Source organism: Photorhabdus heterorhabditis (genome assembly GCF_001280945.1).
In the GTDB taxonomy this organism is placed as follows: Bacteria; Pseudomonadota; Gammaproteobacteria; order Enterobacterales; family Enterobacteriaceae; genus Photorhabdus; species Photorhabdus heterorhabditis.
On sequence record NZ_LJCS01000001.1, the window covers coordinates 186,412 to 204,776 of the forward strand.

An 18,365-nucleotide genomic window follows, 5' to 3' on the forward strand; every position below is an offset into this window, starting at 1 on the left:
ATATACCCAATAGATTTCAAATTGCAGCGCGGCGGCAAGTGAATACATCCCCAGGAGCATAGATAACGATGTGACTAGGGTAAGTGAACGCAGCCAACAAAGCAGCAACTTGAAAGATGAAGGGTATAAAATAGTCTTAATGAAGTCACCCAGTAAATCAAAATAGCGGAGAAATAACAATACAGATTCATAATCTGCATAACACGGTGCAGCCGTTGCCAACGGCTGCACATAAGACTATCAATATATAGGACCTATAGGACCTATAGGACCTATCAATATTCAAGCACTTGAGCTTTCTGAGGGGCTTTCAGCAAACGCCAGGCGAGCAATACCACGCCTGCGGTCAATACCGCTGTCATCCAACTCATCATATGAATAGCACTGGTGAATGATTCTGCCGCTGCCGCTATCAGTTGCTGCCCTTCCACCTCAGCTAATGAACTCGCGACGACGTAAGCACCGGCCAGAGTCTCTAACGCTAATCTACTATGTTCCTGAGAGATCCCATCCGGCAATTGCAGAGTGACACGATAGAAGGCTGTTACCAATCCACCTATGATAGTCGTGCCAAGTACAACACCAACTTCATAAGCGGTTTCACTTATGGCTGATGCAGCTCCTGCTTTAGATGATGGCACTGCCGAAAGCACCAGATCGTTGGACACAGAAGCAATTGCGCCCACACCAATATTTAATAATGCGAAAGCAATAATCAGAGTGGTTAAATCGCTACCAATACTGGCGACCAGCAGAAATGCCGCTCCCGCAAAACTCAGTAAAAGCGGCACTAGGTAGTAAGCAGGCATCCGTTGAGCAACGGGCACTATCGCCATACCAATAACAATCGCCATTATTTGTCCTGGAACCAGTGCCAGACTAGCTGAAATCGGTTTCATTCCCAGTACGATTTGTAAAACCTGAGTGGCAAAAAAGACAAAGCCAACCAGCAAGGCCAAACTCAATAAGTTGACCATAATCGAACCGGTAAACACACCATTGCGGAACAGAGAAAGATCCATCAGCGGGACAGACAAACTCCGCTGCCGGCGAACAAACAACACGCCAGCCACGAGACCAACAGACAGTTCCAGTACCACACTTATTTCAAACCCGTCACTGGCAAGATGTTTAATCGCGTAAACAATACCAACCAGAGCAATGATCGATAACAGAACGCTATACGCATCAATAATGCCAGTCTGCTTTTTATCGGACTCTGGCAACAACATAGGTCCGAAGATCAGCAGTGGCACTAATACCGGTACCGCCAACAGAAAAATTGAATTCCAATCGAAGAATTGTAATAGAACACCACCAACGACAGGGCCTAATGCCGAACCGATAGTTAATGTTGTCGCCCAAATAGCGACAGCTAACCGGCGCTGTTCTCGATCCTCAAAAAGAGTGCTGATTAAAGCCAAAGTTGAAGGCATCAGCATAGCACCAAAAAATCCTAGTACCGCTCGCCCTCCAATCAACTGTACGGGTGAAGTTGACAGTGCTGTTAACACTGAAACAACGGTAAATCCCAAAGATCCAAATAACAGCAATGAACGATGGCCGACACGATCACCAATACTCCCCATTGATACCAGCAACCCCGCCAATACCAATGAATAAGCATCAATTATCCATAATTGCTGACTTGCACTAGGTCCCAGCGCTTCAGCAATTTTTGGCAAAGCAAAGCTTAAGATCGTATTGTCCACAGTCACCAATAATACTGGCAACATCAATATCAGTAATCCCAACCAACTTCTGAGTCCTGCCCGCCCGTTAGCCTCAGCAACTCTATTTAATGACATCCCCTCAACTCCTTTTCTATATCATTCAAGCGTTGAAAAAATATGCTGGCAATCAGCAGCACTAATATTGAGCTGTTCCCCCAGTTGTTGTGCAATGTGTCTGAGGTTATCGCCAAATTCAGTTTGATCACCAGCCTGCACTATTGCATCTAACTGTTGTATAGCATGCAGTAACTCTTGACGAGGTTCGGCAGCCATCGGATTTTCATATTGAACGTCCCAGTACACTTCCATTGGATTGCATAAGATCCTTGATAATAACGCCAGCATTGTACGCATAGGTGGCGGCGCAATAGTCGCCAAGGTACGAATATCTAACGGGCTTTTTGCCAGCACCATGCCAAAAATCAGTATCGCGGCATGGGGCAAAGCCTGACAAAACGCCATAACTCTATCGTGTTCCTCCGGCGTCATTCTGCTAATGCGCATGTCAGCCTGCATCAATACCCGCTCAATCCAATGCTCATTAACATGACAGTTATTAAGAACGACTGCAACTGGCCTTTTTTGCTCCGGTAAGGATGGCGAGAACATCGGGTTAACACCAATGAAAGGCTGCCCTGGGGCAGCAGCTCTCAATGCAAAATAGAATGGGGCCTGAACTGAACACGTTGATACCATCTGTACATCATCATCAACCACCGACAATACCCAAGGCAAAGCCTGTATTGCAACGGCTTCCGGTAAGGCAAAGACGACTGCCTTTGCCTGATTAAAAACTTCGCCAGAATCCGCAGCCGGATTTAAGATATCAACCTGATAGCAATTAGAACGCACTCCCTGCGTTCGTTTATCAACACTGTATACTACACAACCGAAGTGAGTAAAAAGACGCCCTAATAAAGAACCAATAGCGCCTTGCCCGCCAAGAATAACGACTTTGTGGTTACTCACACACTTCCTCCGCCATATGACTAAAACTGAAATAGGGCACACTGGCCTTTACCAATGTTTCTTCAAATTCACCATAAGGATCGGAGTGAGCAACAATTGCACCTCCTATGCCGAATTCAGCGCATTCTTGATGTAACACAGCCGTACGTATCACAATGCTCAATTCCACTTCACCACTGAAGGATAACCAGCCAAGTGCACCGGAGTAGACGCCGCGCGCCGATGATTCCAAAACGTCAATAATTTCCATCGTGCGCTTCTTCGGCGCGCCAGTCATTGATCCCCCCGGGAAACATGCCCGGATAGCCTCCATTGATGAGGTTTCGTCACATAATTCACCGCGGATCGTCGACACCAATTGATGTACAGAAGAGAAGCTCTCAACTTTAAACAACTCAGGGACATGCACACTACCGGGGCGACACACCTGATTAAGGTCATGGCGCACTAAGTCAACAATCATCAGATTTTCAGCTCTATCCTTAGCTGATTGACTCAATTCCAGCTGAAGATGTTGATCTTCTGCCTCTGTTTTTCCTCGTGGCCGAGTGCCCTTAATTGGTCTGGATTCAACACCTCGGGTTTCATCAATGCGTAAGAACGTTTCCGGCGATGCACTGAGCACAGAAAACTCTCCACATGCCAAATATGCGCCATAAGGTACAGGGCTGGCATGACGCATCCGTCGATAAGCGTCCAATGGTTGCCCGGAATAAGCCATCTTTGCCCTATTGGTCAGACAGATTTCATAAGACTCGCCATCTGTGATGTATTGAAGTGATTTATAGATTCCATTTATATACTTCTGAGCATCATATTCCAGACAAATCTTATTCTGATCGACAGCACCAGGAATAAAGTTGGGTATGGTTTTACCGGTGTTTTTTGCCACTGCCACCAACAGCTCCGGTGGCCAATTTTGTGGTTGCCCTACCGGTGTGATAAGACACTCATAAAGCTTATTCTGCTGGTGATCGAACACAAAGAAATGCGGAGTAAATATTAAACTGGCATCAGGCTGTTCTGAATGATATTTGCTGCTACCAATTGTTAACGCCTTTAATTCATACCCCAAATAACCGACAAAGCCACCTTTAAAGACAAATGGCATTGGTTTTGCTGTTGAAATTTCCACAAAACCCAGCAGTTCAGACATCAGTGAGAAAAAATCACCCTGGACAATCTTCTCTCCATCAGGCCCGACCAGACGCAAATTCTCAGTTTGTACACTATATTCAAGCCGGATAGCGTCCTGTTCATTACCGCTTCCCATGATTGAGAAACGCGCATTAGGTCTGTCAGAGTTTTCACTGTCAAGCCAGAAAGCATGCGTATCATTGCCGTAACGATCAATGAACAGCGTTTCAGGATCAACGATGCCCTGACATTCACGATAATTCAGGTTGAGATGCTCACTTCCTCCTACCGCAAGATAAGCTTCATTGACAGAGAGGCGCTTATTCTGGGTGATGGCTTCCTGCTCGTTATTCTCTTTATATGTCTTAGCAATGTGCGCAAAATTACTGAGTAATTCACGCCCGTATTCAGAATCAATCGACTCAGGATGAAATTGAACCCCCCAAATAGGTTTTTGGGTATGCTCAATGGCCATGATTAAACCATCGTCAGTCCAGGCAGTGCACTTAAGATTATCAGGAAGCCGAGTACACACCAGTGAGTGATACCTGACCACTTCAAACTGTTCAGGCAAACCACGGAACAACCCTTCTCCTGTATTCTTGATGCGACTACGATAACCATGTACCGGATTGGGTGCATGTTCTACAAAGCCCCCAAATGCCAGACTGATTCCCTGATGTCCGAGACAAATACCCAACAGTGGAATTTTGGCCCGTGCAATAACTTCAGCACAAACACCAAAATCGCTGTTTTCAGCCGGATGCCCAGGTCCTGGGGAAAGGACTACCGCATCATAATCATCTATGGCTAACTCTTCATAGGTCAAGGAGTTAGTGACGACAACCGGTACATTACCAGTAACTTCATACAGATATTGAGCAATGTTTTGCGTAAAGGAGTCATAATTATCAATGAGCAATATTTTCATTATTATTTTTTTTCTCGCGTAATAACTGATCAATCAGCTCTTCTTCTTGACGGCAGGTTTCTTCGATAACCAATCGAAATACTAATTCAGTATATTCAGGCCGTAACCCAAAATCTGTTGACTTATCCCTTAATATATCCAACAACGAGGTAATACGTTGTGGCTGCATCATCGGAATATCCTGCTCCGCTTTTATTTCAGCGATTTTCATACAGATCTTCATCCGTTCAGAAAGCAGAGTCAGAATCTGCATATTAATAACATCCAGAGATTCCCTGTGAGGTTGCAATATGTCCTGCTTATTTATCATTGATAGAGTCATATATTCGCTCTTCGTCACGAGTTTATTGCGATCATCTTTTTTATCGATAAATTTGTGTCACTTATACCTGTGGAACGACAGCTTGTGGCTCAACCCAATTTAACCCTTTCTCCCGTATTTCGAGCAAAATATTTGCTAAGTGCCTAATCTCGCCGACCCTATGTTCACTGGAGAAGGCAAAACGCAACATTGCATTACCATCCGGGACAAGTGGATAAAATACAGGGAACAATAAGATACCGTTGTCACGCAGCAAACGAGCCGCTTCAAGCCCTTCTGCTTCATTTTCAAATAAAGCGCCACGAACAGGGGATTGCACACCAGCATTCATCAAACTGTTATTCATCAAAGAATCAAACAGATTAATGTTTTTCCATAGCTGCTCCTGCCGTATTTCTATTTCCAGACTAAGATGAAGTTTTGCTGAGGCAACGTTAGCTGCCAACATCGGCACCATAATCGAATGACCAAAAACCAAAGGATTGGCTAAGGTACTAATAACTTCAACATCATCGGCACCCGCAACCACCACAAAACCGCCAGCACCACCAAATGCTTTGGATAACGAACCTGCAAGTATGAGATTGGATGGCAAAATATGGTCAAGTGCTGCAAAGGCGTAACCCGCACCATGACGCCCCACAATGGAAATACCATGGGCATCGTCTACATAGACATAGCCTCCAGCAGCAGCCAATTTTCGGGTTAATTCTGCAACAGGGATTAAACCATTCATTGAACCAATGCCATCAATCAGCAGAATAGGTGTACGCTGGCTCTCCTCACAGTTCTGCAAAGCTTGCTGTATTGACTGCTCATCAGCACTATCAACCCGTGATACCGGTCCAAATTGTTCAAGAATACCGCGTAATACCTGCATAGATGCATGAGCAGTTTTATCCATTAACCAATGGGCAGGTCGAGTAAGTGGATAATTAGGGAGAGAACCACTCCCCAATAACGGTAATACACCAAGGTGAACGTTACTGGTGGAAGTAAACACCGCAACGGAACCACCCAGATAAATTTCTTCCAGCAGTTTCTCCAATTGCCCCAAATATTGCGGGCGCATAGCACCACGGGATGATGACAAATGTATCCCTGTCTTAGCCATTGCCTGATTTGCTGCTTCGACTAAAGCAGGATGATGTTCCAACCCCAGATAAGAGCAAGAAACAAATTCAGTAAAAACTTTTCTTTCATCTGTAGTAATTTGTTTACCTTGACGTTCTACTACAGTGAAATTGGTTAAACCTTCTTCGATAGCTTGCGCTAAGGCACCAGTTGTCCGTGACCGGCGAATTGTCATCCAGTCCTGCTTGTGTTTTACATTCATTCTCCAGACCTCAACTGTCTAATTTCAAATGAGCTTACAACCTACAGTGATGACCGAACTGCCTGTTGTGTCAGAAATATCTTCATCGATAATTGTTCGTATCAAGTAAAAGCCTGCGTCTGAAAATAATGCTCTGACCATCTCCTCTTGACTTTCGCCATGTTCGATGACCAACCAACCATTTGATTGCAGTAGCTGGTTGGCTTGTTTGATAATCAATCGCGTTAGATCAAGCCCATCATCCCCTGAATACACCGAAGTATAAGGATGATGTTCCTCCCACTCCGGTAATATTGTCTGCTGTTCTGGAACATAAGGTGGATTTGCAACAATTAACTCTACCGACTCGTCAAATTGAGAAAATGCCTGCCAATCCCGTAAATCTGCTTTTAATGCATCGACTTTAATCGCCCAGCTAGCCAATCGATTGATATTGCGTGTCAGGTATTGGAAAGCGACATCGTCATATTCAACACAAGTGATCTTTAAATCCGGGCGGCGTTTAGCAATGGCTAAACCGATAGCACCACTACCGGAACATAAATCCAAAACCGTCGCCCCTTGAGGCACTTGATATTCATTCTCCAGCCATTTATGAATAATCTGGCTATGAGGACGCGGAATAAAGACCCCCGAACCAACTATCAGAGGTAATTCATCAAAATCCACAGTACCGACAATATGTCCTAGTGGGATACGGTTACAGCGCTCATGAACCGCGAGCATGAACTCATCACGGGCACGATCCTTACAGCGCCTTTCCAAATAACGGTCAACCAAGCACTCAAGATCGGTTTCCACATCCCAAACACCGGCTTCTGACAGTAATTCCCGGGCCTTATCAACAGCCGCCTGATCTTTCAGCGAAGAATTCATGACCATGCCTCATAGTAACTACGTAACCGCTCACGCATCGATTCATAAATATAGGAGAAGGCAACCAGTTCTGGCGGTGGAGTGAACTGCGGATGAAGAGATGCAATCAAATCCTGGTAGTTACGCGTCATACCTTCATTCAGCAGTGGCAACCAATAAGGTTTGATATCCCAGCGATATTCGTAACCTGTCGCAAGCATTTGCTGGACAGTCTCTTTAGCCATCACTTCACGGGAGAAACCTACGAGTGGAGGACGAACAGGATTGAAGGAATCAAGGTTAATTAGCGTATTTTCAACGCCAGTTAAAGCATTGGCGATATAATCTGCCAATAATGGCGATTGGTGTAAGCCGTCGCGGTAAGTACCGGTAGCCAGCCAAAGACCATTCACACCACATTCACCAATCAACGGGAACCCATCAGCAGGAATTGGCCGGTTACCAACCTGGATTGAAAGAATCTCTGCATCATGTAAGTTAATATCCAACTGATCTAACGCACAATCTAATAAGAACTGCACATCAGAAATCAGTGCCTGACTGCGTGGTTTTTCAGCCAGAATATTAGTCGCACCAAGATACAGCACACCATCACCACGTGGTACACAATGCAGACCACAGGCAAATGCTCGGTTAGGGGTACGGATGACCGACGTCGGTAATTCCCTGCCTTTTGGCATCCTGACCAGAATTGACACCCCATAACCGGCAAATATTGGCGGGATCTGGCGAACAACAGAAGGGATATTTGATAACAGGTCTAACGAATGCGCACCGGCAGCAACAACGACTTTATCCGCCATTAAACGCTCACCACTTAGCAATTCGACACCAGTAGCGACACCGTCTTCAATCAGCACACACTTAACATTCTCGTCTTTAAGGACACCACCTTCAGCAACAAATGCAGCATCCAGCTTCTCCAGTAATAAATGCGAGTCTAAAGCATGTTCATCAGGGATATACAAGGCACGAAGCGGACGTACCAAGTCGTTGGGCTTTAACCACTGAATTTCACGCGGATCGACGATTTCATGAGGAGCATCGTAATCGATCAGGGTTTGTTCGATAGCCTCATAATTGATCGTATCAACTTCTTCCATCCCGGCAGTGTTGAGTATCACATGAGTACCTTTAGCCGTGAACAGTGAGCTTGTATCACCGGAAGATTCAGCTAATCGTTGTGCCCAAGCAGGCCAAAGTTCCTTAGCGATACAATCCATATTCAGCTTTAACTTACCGTGTTCACTCGCTAATAAACCACTGGTAATTTCGCCAAAACAACCATTCATTGCACCGGCAGCTTTAGAGGCAGCATTGGTTCTATCAGTTTCGCCAACTCGACAAACGGAAAAATTTCTGCTTGCCAGCTCATAGGCGATTGAACCTGCAATTGCCCCTGAACCAACGACAATAAAGTCGTATTTCACTTATTTACTCCTGTATGGCCTATAGCCAGTTTATTTAAAATATTTTGCCAACGACGACGGACAAATAATTACTCCCCTCTTGAATTGGGGATATTTTTACAGCTTTACATTAATGACAAAAAAATAACCTTGTGTTCATCAGCAATTAAAATGACGAATCACACATAGATTTATGCTGAATTTAAAAACAAGCATGCAATAAAAAATTGTCACATTAGAAACAGTTTCAATTTATTATCAAATAAATATAATCACCCATAAAAATTAATTTAATCAAAGTTAAAACACAAAAAAAAACAAGTAAAAAAACAATCAGTTAAATTATTTCACAAAAATATTATTTATATTTAATGGTAATAATAACAAAATAATACTATTAGGTTGGAAATAAAATTTGTAAATCAGGAGAGAACAATAGTCATCAAATACAAAACTGTCAAATAAATTTATCCTTATATTATAAATAAAAAAATCATATAAATGTTTTCAATATAAAATAAAAACAAATTATATTTAAATTGTTACGGGGAACAATATTCTAAATGTCTTTTATTCTTCAATAAAAGAACAAAAATTCTCAAAATAAGTGATTTTTCAAATTTATATTTGCCATCAATTCTCACCAATATATACAAAATAAAACACATGTTATTATATCAATAATGACTATTATATTGGTGATTATTGATATCGCTAAAAGGAAAAAACCCGTCCCTCTTGCTCAGAACGAAATTATCTCTGCCGGATTAAACGTGCTTATCACTCCCAGAGCACCCTTAACTAACGGAATGACGACCGGAGAGAGATAGGAACCCAGCGGGATACTCACGTGGTCAATGCAGGTAAGCATGGTAAAGTCGTCGTTGCGTCTGGTAAGCTCGTCGCTGATAGCTTTGCCAATGCGCACCGTCTGCGCCAGTCCATGACCGTTCCAGCCATGTACCATATACACGGGTACACTGTCGCCGCTCTTACGGGCATCAGTTGCACCGTTCAGGGTCAGATCGCTGATCCCACCCCAAGAATATTCTAGTTCAATTCTTTCCAGCTGCGGGAACACGGTTCTGATACGCTCAAGCAGATAGTTGTTTACATCACGCGGTGACCAAGAGTTGCCAGTACCCTGTCCACCGAACAGCAGGCGGTTGTTACGCACTGCACGATAGTAGTCAACCTGTAACTGTGTATCGTAGACCGGCATATCTGACGGGATCAGCTCCTTGACATCCACTGGCAACGGCGGCGTTACCGACACATAGGTGAAAAAAGGCACCGTAGTGGAAGGGCCGGAGATAAACTCACCCGTGGAGCTATGCACACCCAGCACCACGGCTTTACTCGCCCTGATAATCCCCCACTCAGTTTCTACCACTGTGCTACCAGCCTCCTGCCTGACACCCTTCACTTTCGTGCTGTCATAGATTCGCCCACCCAGTCTGGCAAAACCGTAAACCAAGCCACGCAACAGTGCCAGAGACTGGACCTGCCCGCTGATACTGTCGATATTTGCTCCATGGTAGATACCCGACCGCACATACTCTTCCTGTAGTTCGTGCGATCCAATAACCTTCACCGCCGTATCGCCCAGCTGGCGCCGGGCATCGGCATTAGCCACCAGTGTCCCCATATGGCCAGCGTGCACCGCAACAGTGATATGACCATATTTGCGGTCACATTCGAAATTGTAACGCTCACGGAGTTCATCCACCAGATTCATCGCTTCAACAGACGCAAAACGCCATAAGCGTTTAGCCTCATCGAATGAAAGTTTTTCCAGCATGGTTTCAGCTTCCCAGCGAGCGAGTCCGGGAGTCATCTGTCCTCCGTTGCGGCCAGAAGCGCCTGAACCAATGTTATCCTTTTCAACCAAAATCACGTCCACGCCCGCTTCTGCAAGATGCAATGCAGTGGAAGCCCCCAGCAATCCACCGCCGATGACCACAACCTCGCAGTTCTGGTCTCCGGGCAGACGTCCAAAAGCGGGCCAGTCAGCCAGAGAAGCTTCATAGTAGTTGGCTGGCATGACGTCAGCAGCAGCGTCTTTATGCCAGTTCCAGATACGCGGGTCCAACCTCAACCGGCTGGCTCTGTGCTGCGCATCCTCCAACAGTATCGGCCGGAGCTTATCAACATTGACGGCAGAAACATCGGCCTCAGTTAAAGCCCGGGCGAGTAGGGAGAAGGAAGGAAGTACGGATGAAAGCACTCCTGCCCCCGCGAACGTCACGGCGGTAGAGATAAAGTCTCTCCTGTTCATTGTCATTTCAGCACTCCTGTCGTGATCTAAAAATCACCCGCAGTCCTAGTCCGGGGCGTTTCCCTGTAAGTGAATCCGACTCTCTGAGCTGTATTTATTGCTGCCAGAACTCCCTTTCAGACCTGCGAGGATCAGCAGGATAACGGTGCCGATAAACGGAATGAGATGCAGCAGTAACCACCAAGCGCTACAGTTGATGTCATGCAGGCGGCGAGCATTCACTGCTAGCGCGGGCAAAAACGTGAGCAGCAGATAGACGGCGCTGAACCAGCCCATATAAACTTCAGGATTGGCAACAGCAAAGTAGTTTTCAAGGAAAGAGATAATAAATACAGCCAGAATCTGGAACAGAACGAAATACCAAAACTCTTTACGCCTGGCTCGCCCCCTGAAACATGCATAGTTCTTTAATACATTTAAATACCTGTGCATTGTTGTCCTCTCTTGTGAAGCAGCAGGTGCTACCCTGCCGCCCTGCGCATTACCAACCCGCAAGGTCTGCATCCATTCAGTCAGCCACGCGCAAACTCCCAGTCATTACGCCCCCACCCTCTTTACGGCTCAGCCAGATCGAGCAGTACAGACTCCAGAATGTTGAGTGCTTCGTCAAAAACATTATTTTGTATGGTCAGCGGCGGAAGGAAACGTATCACATTGCCGTGTACACCACACATCAGCAGGATCAGACCACGCTCCAACGCTTTCTGACGTACTGCGTTGGTAAAACTGGCATCAGGTTCCTGACTGTCCGCACGGTTAAACTCTACCGCAATCATCAGCCCGAGCCCACGCACGTCGGCGATCTGCGGGACACGCGGTCGCAGTTCATGTAGACGCTGTTTTAACTGGTTTCCCAGCTGCGTCGCCCGCTCATTCAGCTTCTCTTCTTCGATCACATCCAGCACCGCATGGGCAGCCGCAATTGCTACCGGGTTACCACCATAGGTTCCCCCCAGACCACCAAGCACTACAGCGTCCATCAACTCTGCACGTCCCGTCACTGCCGCCAGCGGCAAACCACCCGCCAGACCTTTCGCCATTGTGGTCAGATCGGCAGCCACCTCATGATGCTCCATGGCAAACAGTTTACCCGTACGCGCGAAACCGGTCTGGATCTCATCGGCGATAAGTACAATACCGTGGCAATCGGCGATCTCACGCAGGGCTTTGAGCAGCTCGGTAGGCGCAGGATAGAAACCACCTTCGCCCTGTACCGGTTCGATGATGATGGCAGCGACGCGAGTGGGATCAATGTCGGCTTTAAAGAGATTATCCAGCGCATTCAGCGTCTGTTCCACACTAATGCCATGCAGCCCGACCGGAAACGGAACACGATAAATGTCGCTAACCAGCGGGCCGAACCCCATTTTGTACGGTGCAACTTTGCCGGTTAATGACATACCGAGGAAGGTACGGCCATGGAAAGCACCGCTGAAAGCTACCACGCCACTGCGCCCGGTAGCAGCACGCGCGATCTTCACAGCATTTTCCACCGCCTCAGCCCCGGTAGTGACAAAGACGGTCTTCTTCGCAAAATTACCAGGCACCAGGCGGTTCAGACGTTCGGCCAGCGCCACATAATTTTCGTAGGGCACTACCTGATGACAGGTATGGGTAAACTGTTCCAGTTGTTCTCTGGCTGCCGCGATGACGCGCGGATGGCGGTGGCCGGTATTTACCACGGCGATACCGGCGGCAAAATCAACATAACGTTGCCCATGAACATCCCAAATTTCAGCGTTTTCCGCCCGCTCCGCATAGACTTGAGTGGTCACGCCTACGCCTTTCGCAATAGCCGCGCTGTGTCTTTTGGCTAACATAGATTCAGTCATAAATGAAAATTCCTCTGCAATCTGAATAAGTGGGCTTCAGCAGGCAGACTCCCAATGTAATGATGGTAGGATCACCAAACGCAGTGAAGATACTTCACCATCGGCTGACTGATTAACGTCCTGACACTTCCATAGTGAACCGGAACGCACTCCCGGCACTGTCGAGGTCACGACCCGCGCATCGTCATTAATAACCAATACTGGCTTACCAATGGCTCCCAGAGCGGGTAGAAGTAACCGATCCAGAGTTGAAACCAGCATATCCGCCGCCGCAACGCCGACAAAATCCTCACCGATGAGTACCGGGTGAGCTATTGTAATCGTGTAAGCTCCGTTGCAGACATAATCCACATAGGGACCGTCGATAAAGGGAAGATGGCAACTTGCCGGCTGCCGGAACCAGTCAAACAACCGAAAGTCCAAACGCCTGCACTGCTCTTGATTGTGTTCCAGTTGTGCCTGTTGAATGGTGCTCCCTTCCTGACGCCACCACTCCAACGTCCAGTAGCCTCCCTCTTCCTCAGCCGTCTTCGTTGACACATAACTGGCGAACCCCGCCCCGTTACACCAAGCGTTATCGTGCAGTACATCGTGGATATGTTTTTGCAATGCAGCGCGCTGCTCCCGCGTTAAGCGGGCACCTTCCATATAATGTAAAGGCATTTCCGATAAAATACGCGCCGTCGCATCTGCCAAGGCGGCGGTAGCCCTCTGTGCCGAGGTCAGGATATCGTCTAGGATGTTCCTAGCCCGTTCTGCATGTATGTTGTTGTACATATGCCACTTCCTTTCCTGGGATGAATCCAGCCGCGTTACTCGCGGGCGGGTTTCTGCAAGAACGGCGCATCGGTATCCATGCGCAATTTGCATTCAAGTAGGTGGTCGGTAATTCGGGCAATCATCCTCTGCGCCAGCTGATAACAGGCGAAGTCGTCAGCCTTATGTAGAACATCCAAGAGTGAACGCCAGGCGGTGACAACTTCGCTGTGTACAGCAGCCTCCCGGTACAGAAGCGCCACCAAAGGCGTCCATTCGGCCTGAATCTCCAGCTCTTGGTTAGCAAGCCTCGCCGACTGCGCCTGGGATGCCAAGGTTAACAAGCAGCGCATATCTGCCTGTATACGAGCATCTGGTTGCGTCGCGGCTGCAAAACTGTCGATCAACTGCCCAAGCATCTCCAGTTCACCCGGCGTTGAGCGTTGCGCCGCAAGCCTCGCGCTGTGGCCGATCACCGCACAGTGAAATTCGCTGAAATCCGCTAACTCGCCTGAAGCCATCAACCGCAATGGATGATATTTCCGCATTATCTCAACGGGAACCTGACATACGAAACTACCGCCATGACGTCCTCGCCGAGTATCGATCAGCTGCCTGGTGCGCAGCGTATTCAGAGCATCACGTACCGTTACTGGCGACACACCCAACAGACGCGACAACTCGTTTTCATTAGGCAACTGCTCATCGGCCTGTAATACCCCAGAGATGATCGCGTTACTTAAACGTTCCACAACCTGTTCGGTCCGGGTGGCCTGATCAAGCGGTGCGTAGACGATGGAATATGCCATCATTCTTTAATTCCTGATTGAAAAAACATGGATTTCGACATGTTTGCAAACGACATTAAAAAATACCGTGGCGATGCAGCGCTTGCGCATCCTCCGGGACCGGGGTGATAGCATCCCAAAGCTCAGCCACTTTACCGTTCTCAATGCGCCATAGCTCGAAATAGCTGTGACGCGCTCCGGCAATACTCCCCTCCGAATGGGTCAGAACAAATTGCCCATCGGCTACCATACGGTGAATTTTAGTGTAATGCAGGCCCTGCCCTTCATCCCTAAGTTGTTTAAGAAACGAGATGACTGCCGCCGTACCATCGGGAATATCAGGGCTGTGCTGGCGAAACAATTCACCATTGGTGTAGTTCCCAAACTCTTCGTAGTAACCCTCTATCAGGGTACGTGTAAAAAAGTTGACCACCAGTTCGCGATTCTTCTCCCGGTTATGGCTATGACCTGTTTCAGTCGGGCCATCTAACTGAGTCCGGCCACTGGCGTTGGGTGCGGCCTGTGGTACCAGACCATCCCAATGCTCCACGATTAAGCCGTCGGCAACCCGGTACAGATCGAAACCGACCAACGGACGGTCGTCTAACCCCATAAAACGACCGTGGATAGCGACCAGATCACCATCCTGCAATACACGATACGTTTCGTGGTGCAGTTTAGGATGTGTGCAGACCCGCTCACGTAGCCCAGCAAGCCCCTCTTTGACCAACGGGGAGTGTTCGATGAAATGCGGCGAAAAACAACGCTCAAGCGCCCCTACATCACGGTCAGTAAACAGCTCGTGGTGCGCACGCGACACCAAATCGCGTGGAGATCTATTCTGAGTCATTACGGATGTCCTATGTCAGTCGTTGGAACTCATCACATGTTTGATACGCGTATATTCATCGAAGCCATAAACCGACAGATCTTTACCATATCCAGAGCTCTTAAAACCACCGTGCGGCGCCTCTGCCGTAAGAGGAATATGGGTGTTAATCCAGACAGTCCCGAAATCGAGTTCACGTGACAAGCGCAACGCGCGGCCATGGTCACGGGTCCAGACACTGGCGGCCAATCCGTATTTCACATCGTTAGCTTTCTCTATGGCATCCTGTTCATCGCGGAACTTCTGCACCGTGATAACCGGGCCGAAAATCTCGGTCTGGATTGCTTCGTCGTGCTGTTCCAAGCCGGTAATTACCGTAGGTTCAAAGTAATAACCTAAACGTTCGGCCTGACGGCCTCCTGTTTCGATACGGGCATAAGAGGGCAGACATGCAATGAACCTTTTGACCTGCTCCAGCTGACGAATATTATTGAGCGGTCCATACAGCGCCTCTTCATCTTCCGGATCACCAAAGCGGGTGACTTTAGCTGCCGCCACCAGTTTGGCGACGAAGGTATCGTAAACAGATTCATGCACCAGCACACGCGAGGCTGCTGTACAATCCTGACCAGCGTTAAAGTACCCCGCAGTAACAATGGTCTCCACTGCTTTATCCATATCTGCATCGGCGAAAACAACCACTGGCGCTTTGCCCCCTAGCTCCAAATGTGTTCTGGTGAGATTAGTCGCCGCCGAAGAGGCAACCTGCACGCCTGCACGCACAGAACCCGTGATGGAAACCATAGCTGGCGTTTTGTGTGAAACGACCAAGGCACCTGCTTTGGCATTACCCAACACCACGTTGAATGCACCGGTAGGAAAGAACGGATTGGCCAGTTCAGCCAGCAACAAAGTACTTTCCGGCGTGGTATCGCTCGGTTTGAGTACCACAGTATTGCCCGCAGCCAGCGCAGGCGCTATCTTCCATACGGCCATCATCAGTGGGTAATTCCACGGCGTAACTTGACCCACCACGCCTAGTGGTTCGCGCCGGATGCTGGTCGTCATATTAGGAAGATATTCAGCAGTAGCTTTGCCTTCCAGAAAACGGGCGGCGCCAGCGAAGAAACGGATATGATCCACTGACGTCGCAACTTCCTCAGAGGCAATCATATGCTTGAGCTGCCCCGTATTGCGGCTTTGCACTTCGATCAGACGTTCAGCGCTTTTTTCCACTGCATCGGCTAATGCCAGCAATGCCTGCTGACGGGCTGACGGGGTGCTGCCCCCCCAGATCTTGAACGCCTTTTTAGCTGATGCATACGCTTCATCAACATCCTCCGCAGTCGCGTTAGGGGAACGCGCATAAGCTTCACCAGTGACCGGGCTTACCAGATCAAAATATTCGGAACTTTTAGATTCAACATACTGACCATTAATGAAATGCCTGAGCATTGGCACCGCCATGGTTACCTCCTGATGGATTGGATAACATAAAATATAACCTATAATTTAATATATTAAACGGTTGCATCACTGTCAAATTTGTAACAAAAAAGTAAAAACAAAAGACAATCAGATACATAAATGTAACTTTCGGCACTCCTGCTTAGAAAAATATGCCGATCTATGAACAGGATCGAAGATTTCAGATTTTACGGACAGCAATATAGACAAACCAACGGGTTCAGTCTCTATTACAAAAAACGGCAAATAAAATAGCCCTAATGGGGTAGGTTCTTAATCAATTTCATTTTGAAAAACGTTTATTTATTAAAATAAGCTCGTTATGTGATTTTAGATTTTCACTTAATCCCATTCACCCATGTCTATTTAAATGATGGGTAGATTCACATAATAAGTACAGCATCTTACATAACATATAACTCTATTTATAACAATTGGTTAAAGAAAACGACGTATAGCGGAATGATGAAACCTTATTTACTTTTTCGCCATCATTTTACAAAATAAATCATCAAAATAATGCAATAAAAAAATTAGTAAAACGGGTTAATTAAGCAAAACTTAAATCCTGAGAAAAGGTTGATTATCTGAAAAAACATAAAAGGATATCTTTACATTATCAGGTTATTTACCAGGGCGGGATTCTACTTTGCGTAAAAATTATACATTTCGCAGATATTGATAATTTCTCACATTCAATACGATTTTATTGATAGGTTTTGATATCTGGCATGAACATTTATTGAGCTAGTAGAGGGTTGTTTTTATCCACAATAACCATATAGAAAATGTGAGATCCCGCCCTGGGTTATTTACTGACCAGTGTGGAATCTTACTTTTTATGAACCTCTGCATCATTAAAATGCTCTAATCATCCTATTTCATAAAAAGTGATTTTGACGATGACCATTTTTAATTATATCAATGATATCCCTGACCCGTGCGATGACATCAATAAAAAACATGAATTAATGGATGCGATTTTTCTGGTCTTTGCAGCTGTTCTGAGTGGTGCTTCGGCTGAAAATCCATTCAGAAATTTGGTGAGTGACAATTAAAATGGCTTAAACAGCATGCCGCTTTTACTCACGGCATTCCCCGCCGACACTGTATTACGAATATTATCAAGGCCATTGATAATGATGAACTCATTGGATTACCGAAAAAGATCAGGGATACAGTCGTATAGAACAACGCACTGTGATGCAAATCAGCTCCGAGCTCCCTGAGACATTTCAATGCCGCTGGCCATCGATACACAGTTTGATAGAAATGGCCTTCGAAAGAAGAGTAAAAGGAGAAACCTATTGTGATTCACGCGAGTATGTGAATCCATTACCGTTGGATACTGAAGCAGCAGCAAAAGCAATTAGGCATCAAAACGCCAGAGAGCAGAGTGGTCAGGAGAATTTCGCAGTGAACTTATTTTTGGTTGAATTATGAGCAAAATGGAATCTCGCTCTGAGTACTTGCTGGGCCTATATGTGGAACCGGTACATGGGTTTTAGAAAAACGGCGCTATAGATTTCTCAAATAACTAATAACCACTGGTTTAGCTGCCAGTAGATTTCATACAAGAACTGTTGTCGATAATAATGCCCTAGATGCAACCGTTGGTTCAAACTTTAGATTTTGGTTAAGTAAAGCATCGGACTACGACACGACCTGAAAAACCAATATTGCTAAAGATATAGCTGATGGA

15 protein-coding genes and 1 pseudogene are annotated in these 18,365 nt (G+C 46.6%); 2 read left to right on the plus strand and 14 right to left on the minus strand.

From position 1 onward, the window contains the following. Positions 1-275 precede the first annotated feature (275 nt). The 14 genes from AM629_RS00765 to AM629_RS00830 form a co-directional block, all read right to left on the minus strand. A complete protein-coding gene (locus AM629_RS00765) occupies positions 276-1,808 on the minus strand; it encodes an MFS transporter (RefSeq protein ID WP_054475226.1) in 1,533 nt (510 codons plus the stop codon). A 21-nt stretch (positions 1,809-1,829) separates the two neighbouring features. Then, positions 1,830-2,702 (minus strand): prephenate dehydrogenase dimerization domain-containing protein, encoded by an 873-nt coding sequence (locus tag AM629_RS00770; protein WP_054475228.1) that lies wholly within the window; start codon positions 2,700-2,702, stop codon positions 1,830-1,832. After that, a complete protein-coding gene (pabB, locus tag AM629_RS00775; protein ID WP_054475229.1) occupies positions 2,695-4,770 on the minus strand; it encodes an aminodeoxychorismate synthase component I in 2,076 nt (691 codons plus the stop codon). Before pabB ends, AM629_RS00770 begins: the two co-directional genes overlap by 8 nt. Further along, entirely contained in the window at positions 4,751-5,092 is a 342-nt protein-coding gene (locus tag AM629_RS00780; protein WP_217276946.1) for a chorismate mutase, read from the minus strand. Before AM629_RS00780 ends, pabB begins: the two co-directional genes overlap by 20 nt. A 61-nt stretch (positions 5,093-5,153) precedes the next feature. Continuing rightward, positions 5,154-6,428 (minus strand): 8-amino-7-oxononanoate synthase family protein, encoded by a 1,275-nt coding sequence (locus tag AM629_RS00785; RefSeq protein ID WP_054475233.1) that lies wholly within the window; start codon positions 6,426-6,428, stop codon positions 5,154-5,156. Positions 6,429-6,452: 24 nt separating this feature from the next. Continuing rightward, positions 6,453-7,304 carry a HemK/PrmC family methyltransferase gene (locus AM629_RS00790; protein WP_054475235.1) on the minus strand — a complete coding sequence of 284 codons (852 nt, stop codon included), beginning with the start codon at positions 7,302-7,304 and terminating at the stop codon, positions 6,453-6,455. After that, entirely contained in the window at positions 7,301-8,734 is a 1,434-nt protein-coding gene (locus tag AM629_RS00795; RefSeq protein WP_054475237.1) for an NAD(P)/FAD-dependent oxidoreductase, read from the minus strand. The genes AM629_RS00790 and AM629_RS00795 overlap by 4 nt, the downstream gene beginning before the upstream one ends. Positions 8,735-9,455: 721 nt before the next feature. Next, complete coding sequence (locus AM629_RS00800; protein ID WP_054475239.1) at positions 9,456-10,997, minus strand: NAD(P)/FAD-dependent oxidoreductase; 1,542 nt, start codon at positions 10,995-10,997, stop codon at positions 9,456-9,458. Between the two features lie 39 nt (positions 10,998-11,036). Beyond that, positions 11,037-11,423, minus strand: a complete 387-nt coding sequence (locus AM629_RS00805; protein ID WP_054475292.1) for a DUF805 domain-containing protein — start codon at positions 11,421-11,423, stop codon at positions 11,037-11,039. A 122-nt stretch (positions 11,424-11,545) separates the two neighbouring features. Beyond that, positions 11,546-12,823, minus strand: a complete 1,278-nt coding sequence (locus tag AM629_RS00810; protein WP_054475240.1) for a 4-aminobutyrate--2-oxoglutarate transaminase — start codon at positions 12,821-12,823, stop codon at positions 11,546-11,548. A 36-nt stretch (positions 12,824-12,859) separates the two neighbouring features. Beyond that, a complete protein-coding gene (locus AM629_RS00815; RefSeq protein WP_054475241.1) occupies positions 12,860-13,600 on the minus strand; it encodes a cache domain-containing protein in 741 nt (246 codons plus the stop codon). 35 nt (positions 13,601-13,635) lie between these two features. After that, a complete protein-coding gene (locus AM629_RS00820) occupies positions 13,636-14,391 on the minus strand; it encodes a FadR/GntR family transcriptional regulator (protein ID WP_054475242.1) in 756 nt (251 codons plus the stop codon). Between the two features lie 52 nt (positions 14,392-14,443). Further along, positions 14,444-15,217 (minus strand): nuclear transport factor 2 family protein, encoded by a 774-nt coding sequence (locus AM629_RS00825; RefSeq protein WP_054475243.1) that lies wholly within the window; start codon positions 15,215-15,217, stop codon positions 14,444-14,446. Positions 15,218-15,232: 15 nt separating this feature from the next. Then, on the minus strand, positions 15,233-16,663 hold the full coding sequence (locus AM629_RS00830; RefSeq protein ID WP_054475245.1) for a gamma-aminobutyraldehyde dehydrogenase: 1,431 nt from the start codon (positions 16,661-16,663) through the stop codon (positions 15,233-15,235). A gap of 902 nt (positions 16,664-17,565) precedes the next feature. Between AM629_RS00830 and AM629_RS25375 the strand changes: the two are divergent. Both AM629_RS25375 and AM629_RS25380 read left to right on the plus strand, forming a co-directional pair. Further along, a pseudogene (locus AM629_RS25375) lies at positions 17,566-17,816 on the plus strand (transposase family protein); the annotation flags it as partial. A gap of 119 nt (positions 17,817-17,935) precedes the next feature. Beyond that, positions 17,936-18,106 (plus strand): hypothetical protein, encoded by a 171-nt coding sequence (locus AM629_RS25380; RefSeq protein ID WP_476704000.1) that lies wholly within the window; start codon positions 17,936-17,938, stop codon positions 18,104-18,106. Positions 18,107-18,365: the final 259 nt, after the last annotated feature.

Bases quoted from the DNA above. Each gene is read 5' to 3' on its own strand.
- AM629_RS00830 (WP_054475245.1), bottom strand. From the start codon at position 16,663: ATGGCGGTGCCAATGCTCAGGCATTTCATTAATGGTCAGTATGTTGAA.
- AM629_RS00820 (WP_054475242.1), bottom strand. From the start codon at position 14,391: ATGATGGCATATTCCATCGTCTACGCACCGCTTGATCAGGCCACCCGG.
- AM629_RS00815 (WP_054475241.1), bottom strand. From the start codon at position 13,600: ATGTACAACAACATACATGCAGAACGGGCTAGGAACATCCTAGACGAT.
- AM629_RS00800 (WP_054475239.1), bottom strand. From the start codon at position 10,997: ATGACAATGAACAGGAGAGACTTTATCTCTACCGCCGTGACGTTCGCG.
- AM629_RS25380 (WP_476704000.1), top strand. From the start codon at position 17,936: ATGGCCTTCGAAAGAAGAGTAAAAGGAGAAACCTATTGTGATTCACGC.
- AM629_RS00810 (WP_054475240.1), bottom strand. From the start codon at position 12,823: ATGACTGAATCTATGTTAGCCAAAAGACACAGCGCGGCTATTGCGAAA.
- AM629_RS00785 (WP_054475233.1), bottom strand. From the start codon at position 6,428: ATGAATGTAAAACACAAGCAGGACTGGATGACAATTCGCCGGTCACGG.
- AM629_RS00825 (WP_054475243.1), bottom strand. From the start codon at position 15,217: ATGACTCAGAATAGATCTCCACGCGATTTGGTGTCGCGTGCGCACCAC.
- AM629_RS00765 (WP_054475226.1), bottom strand. From the start codon at position 1,808: ATGTCATTAAATAGAGTTGCTGAGGCTAACGGGCGGGCAGGACTCAGA.
- AM629_RS00790 (WP_054475235.1), bottom strand. From the start codon at position 7,304: ATGAATTCTTCGCTGAAAGATCAGGCGGCTGTTGATAAGGCCCGGGAA.
- AM629_RS00805 (WP_054475292.1), bottom strand. From the start codon at position 11,423: ATGCACAGGTATTTAAATGTATTAAAGAACTATGCATGTTTCAGGGGG.
- AM629_RS00780 (WP_217276946.1), bottom strand. From the start codon at position 5,092: ATGACTCTATCAATGATAAATAAGCAGGACATATTGCAACCTCACAGG.
- pabB (WP_054475229.1), bottom strand. From the start codon at position 4,770: ATGAAAATATTGCTCATTGATAATTATGACTCCTTTACGCAAAACATT.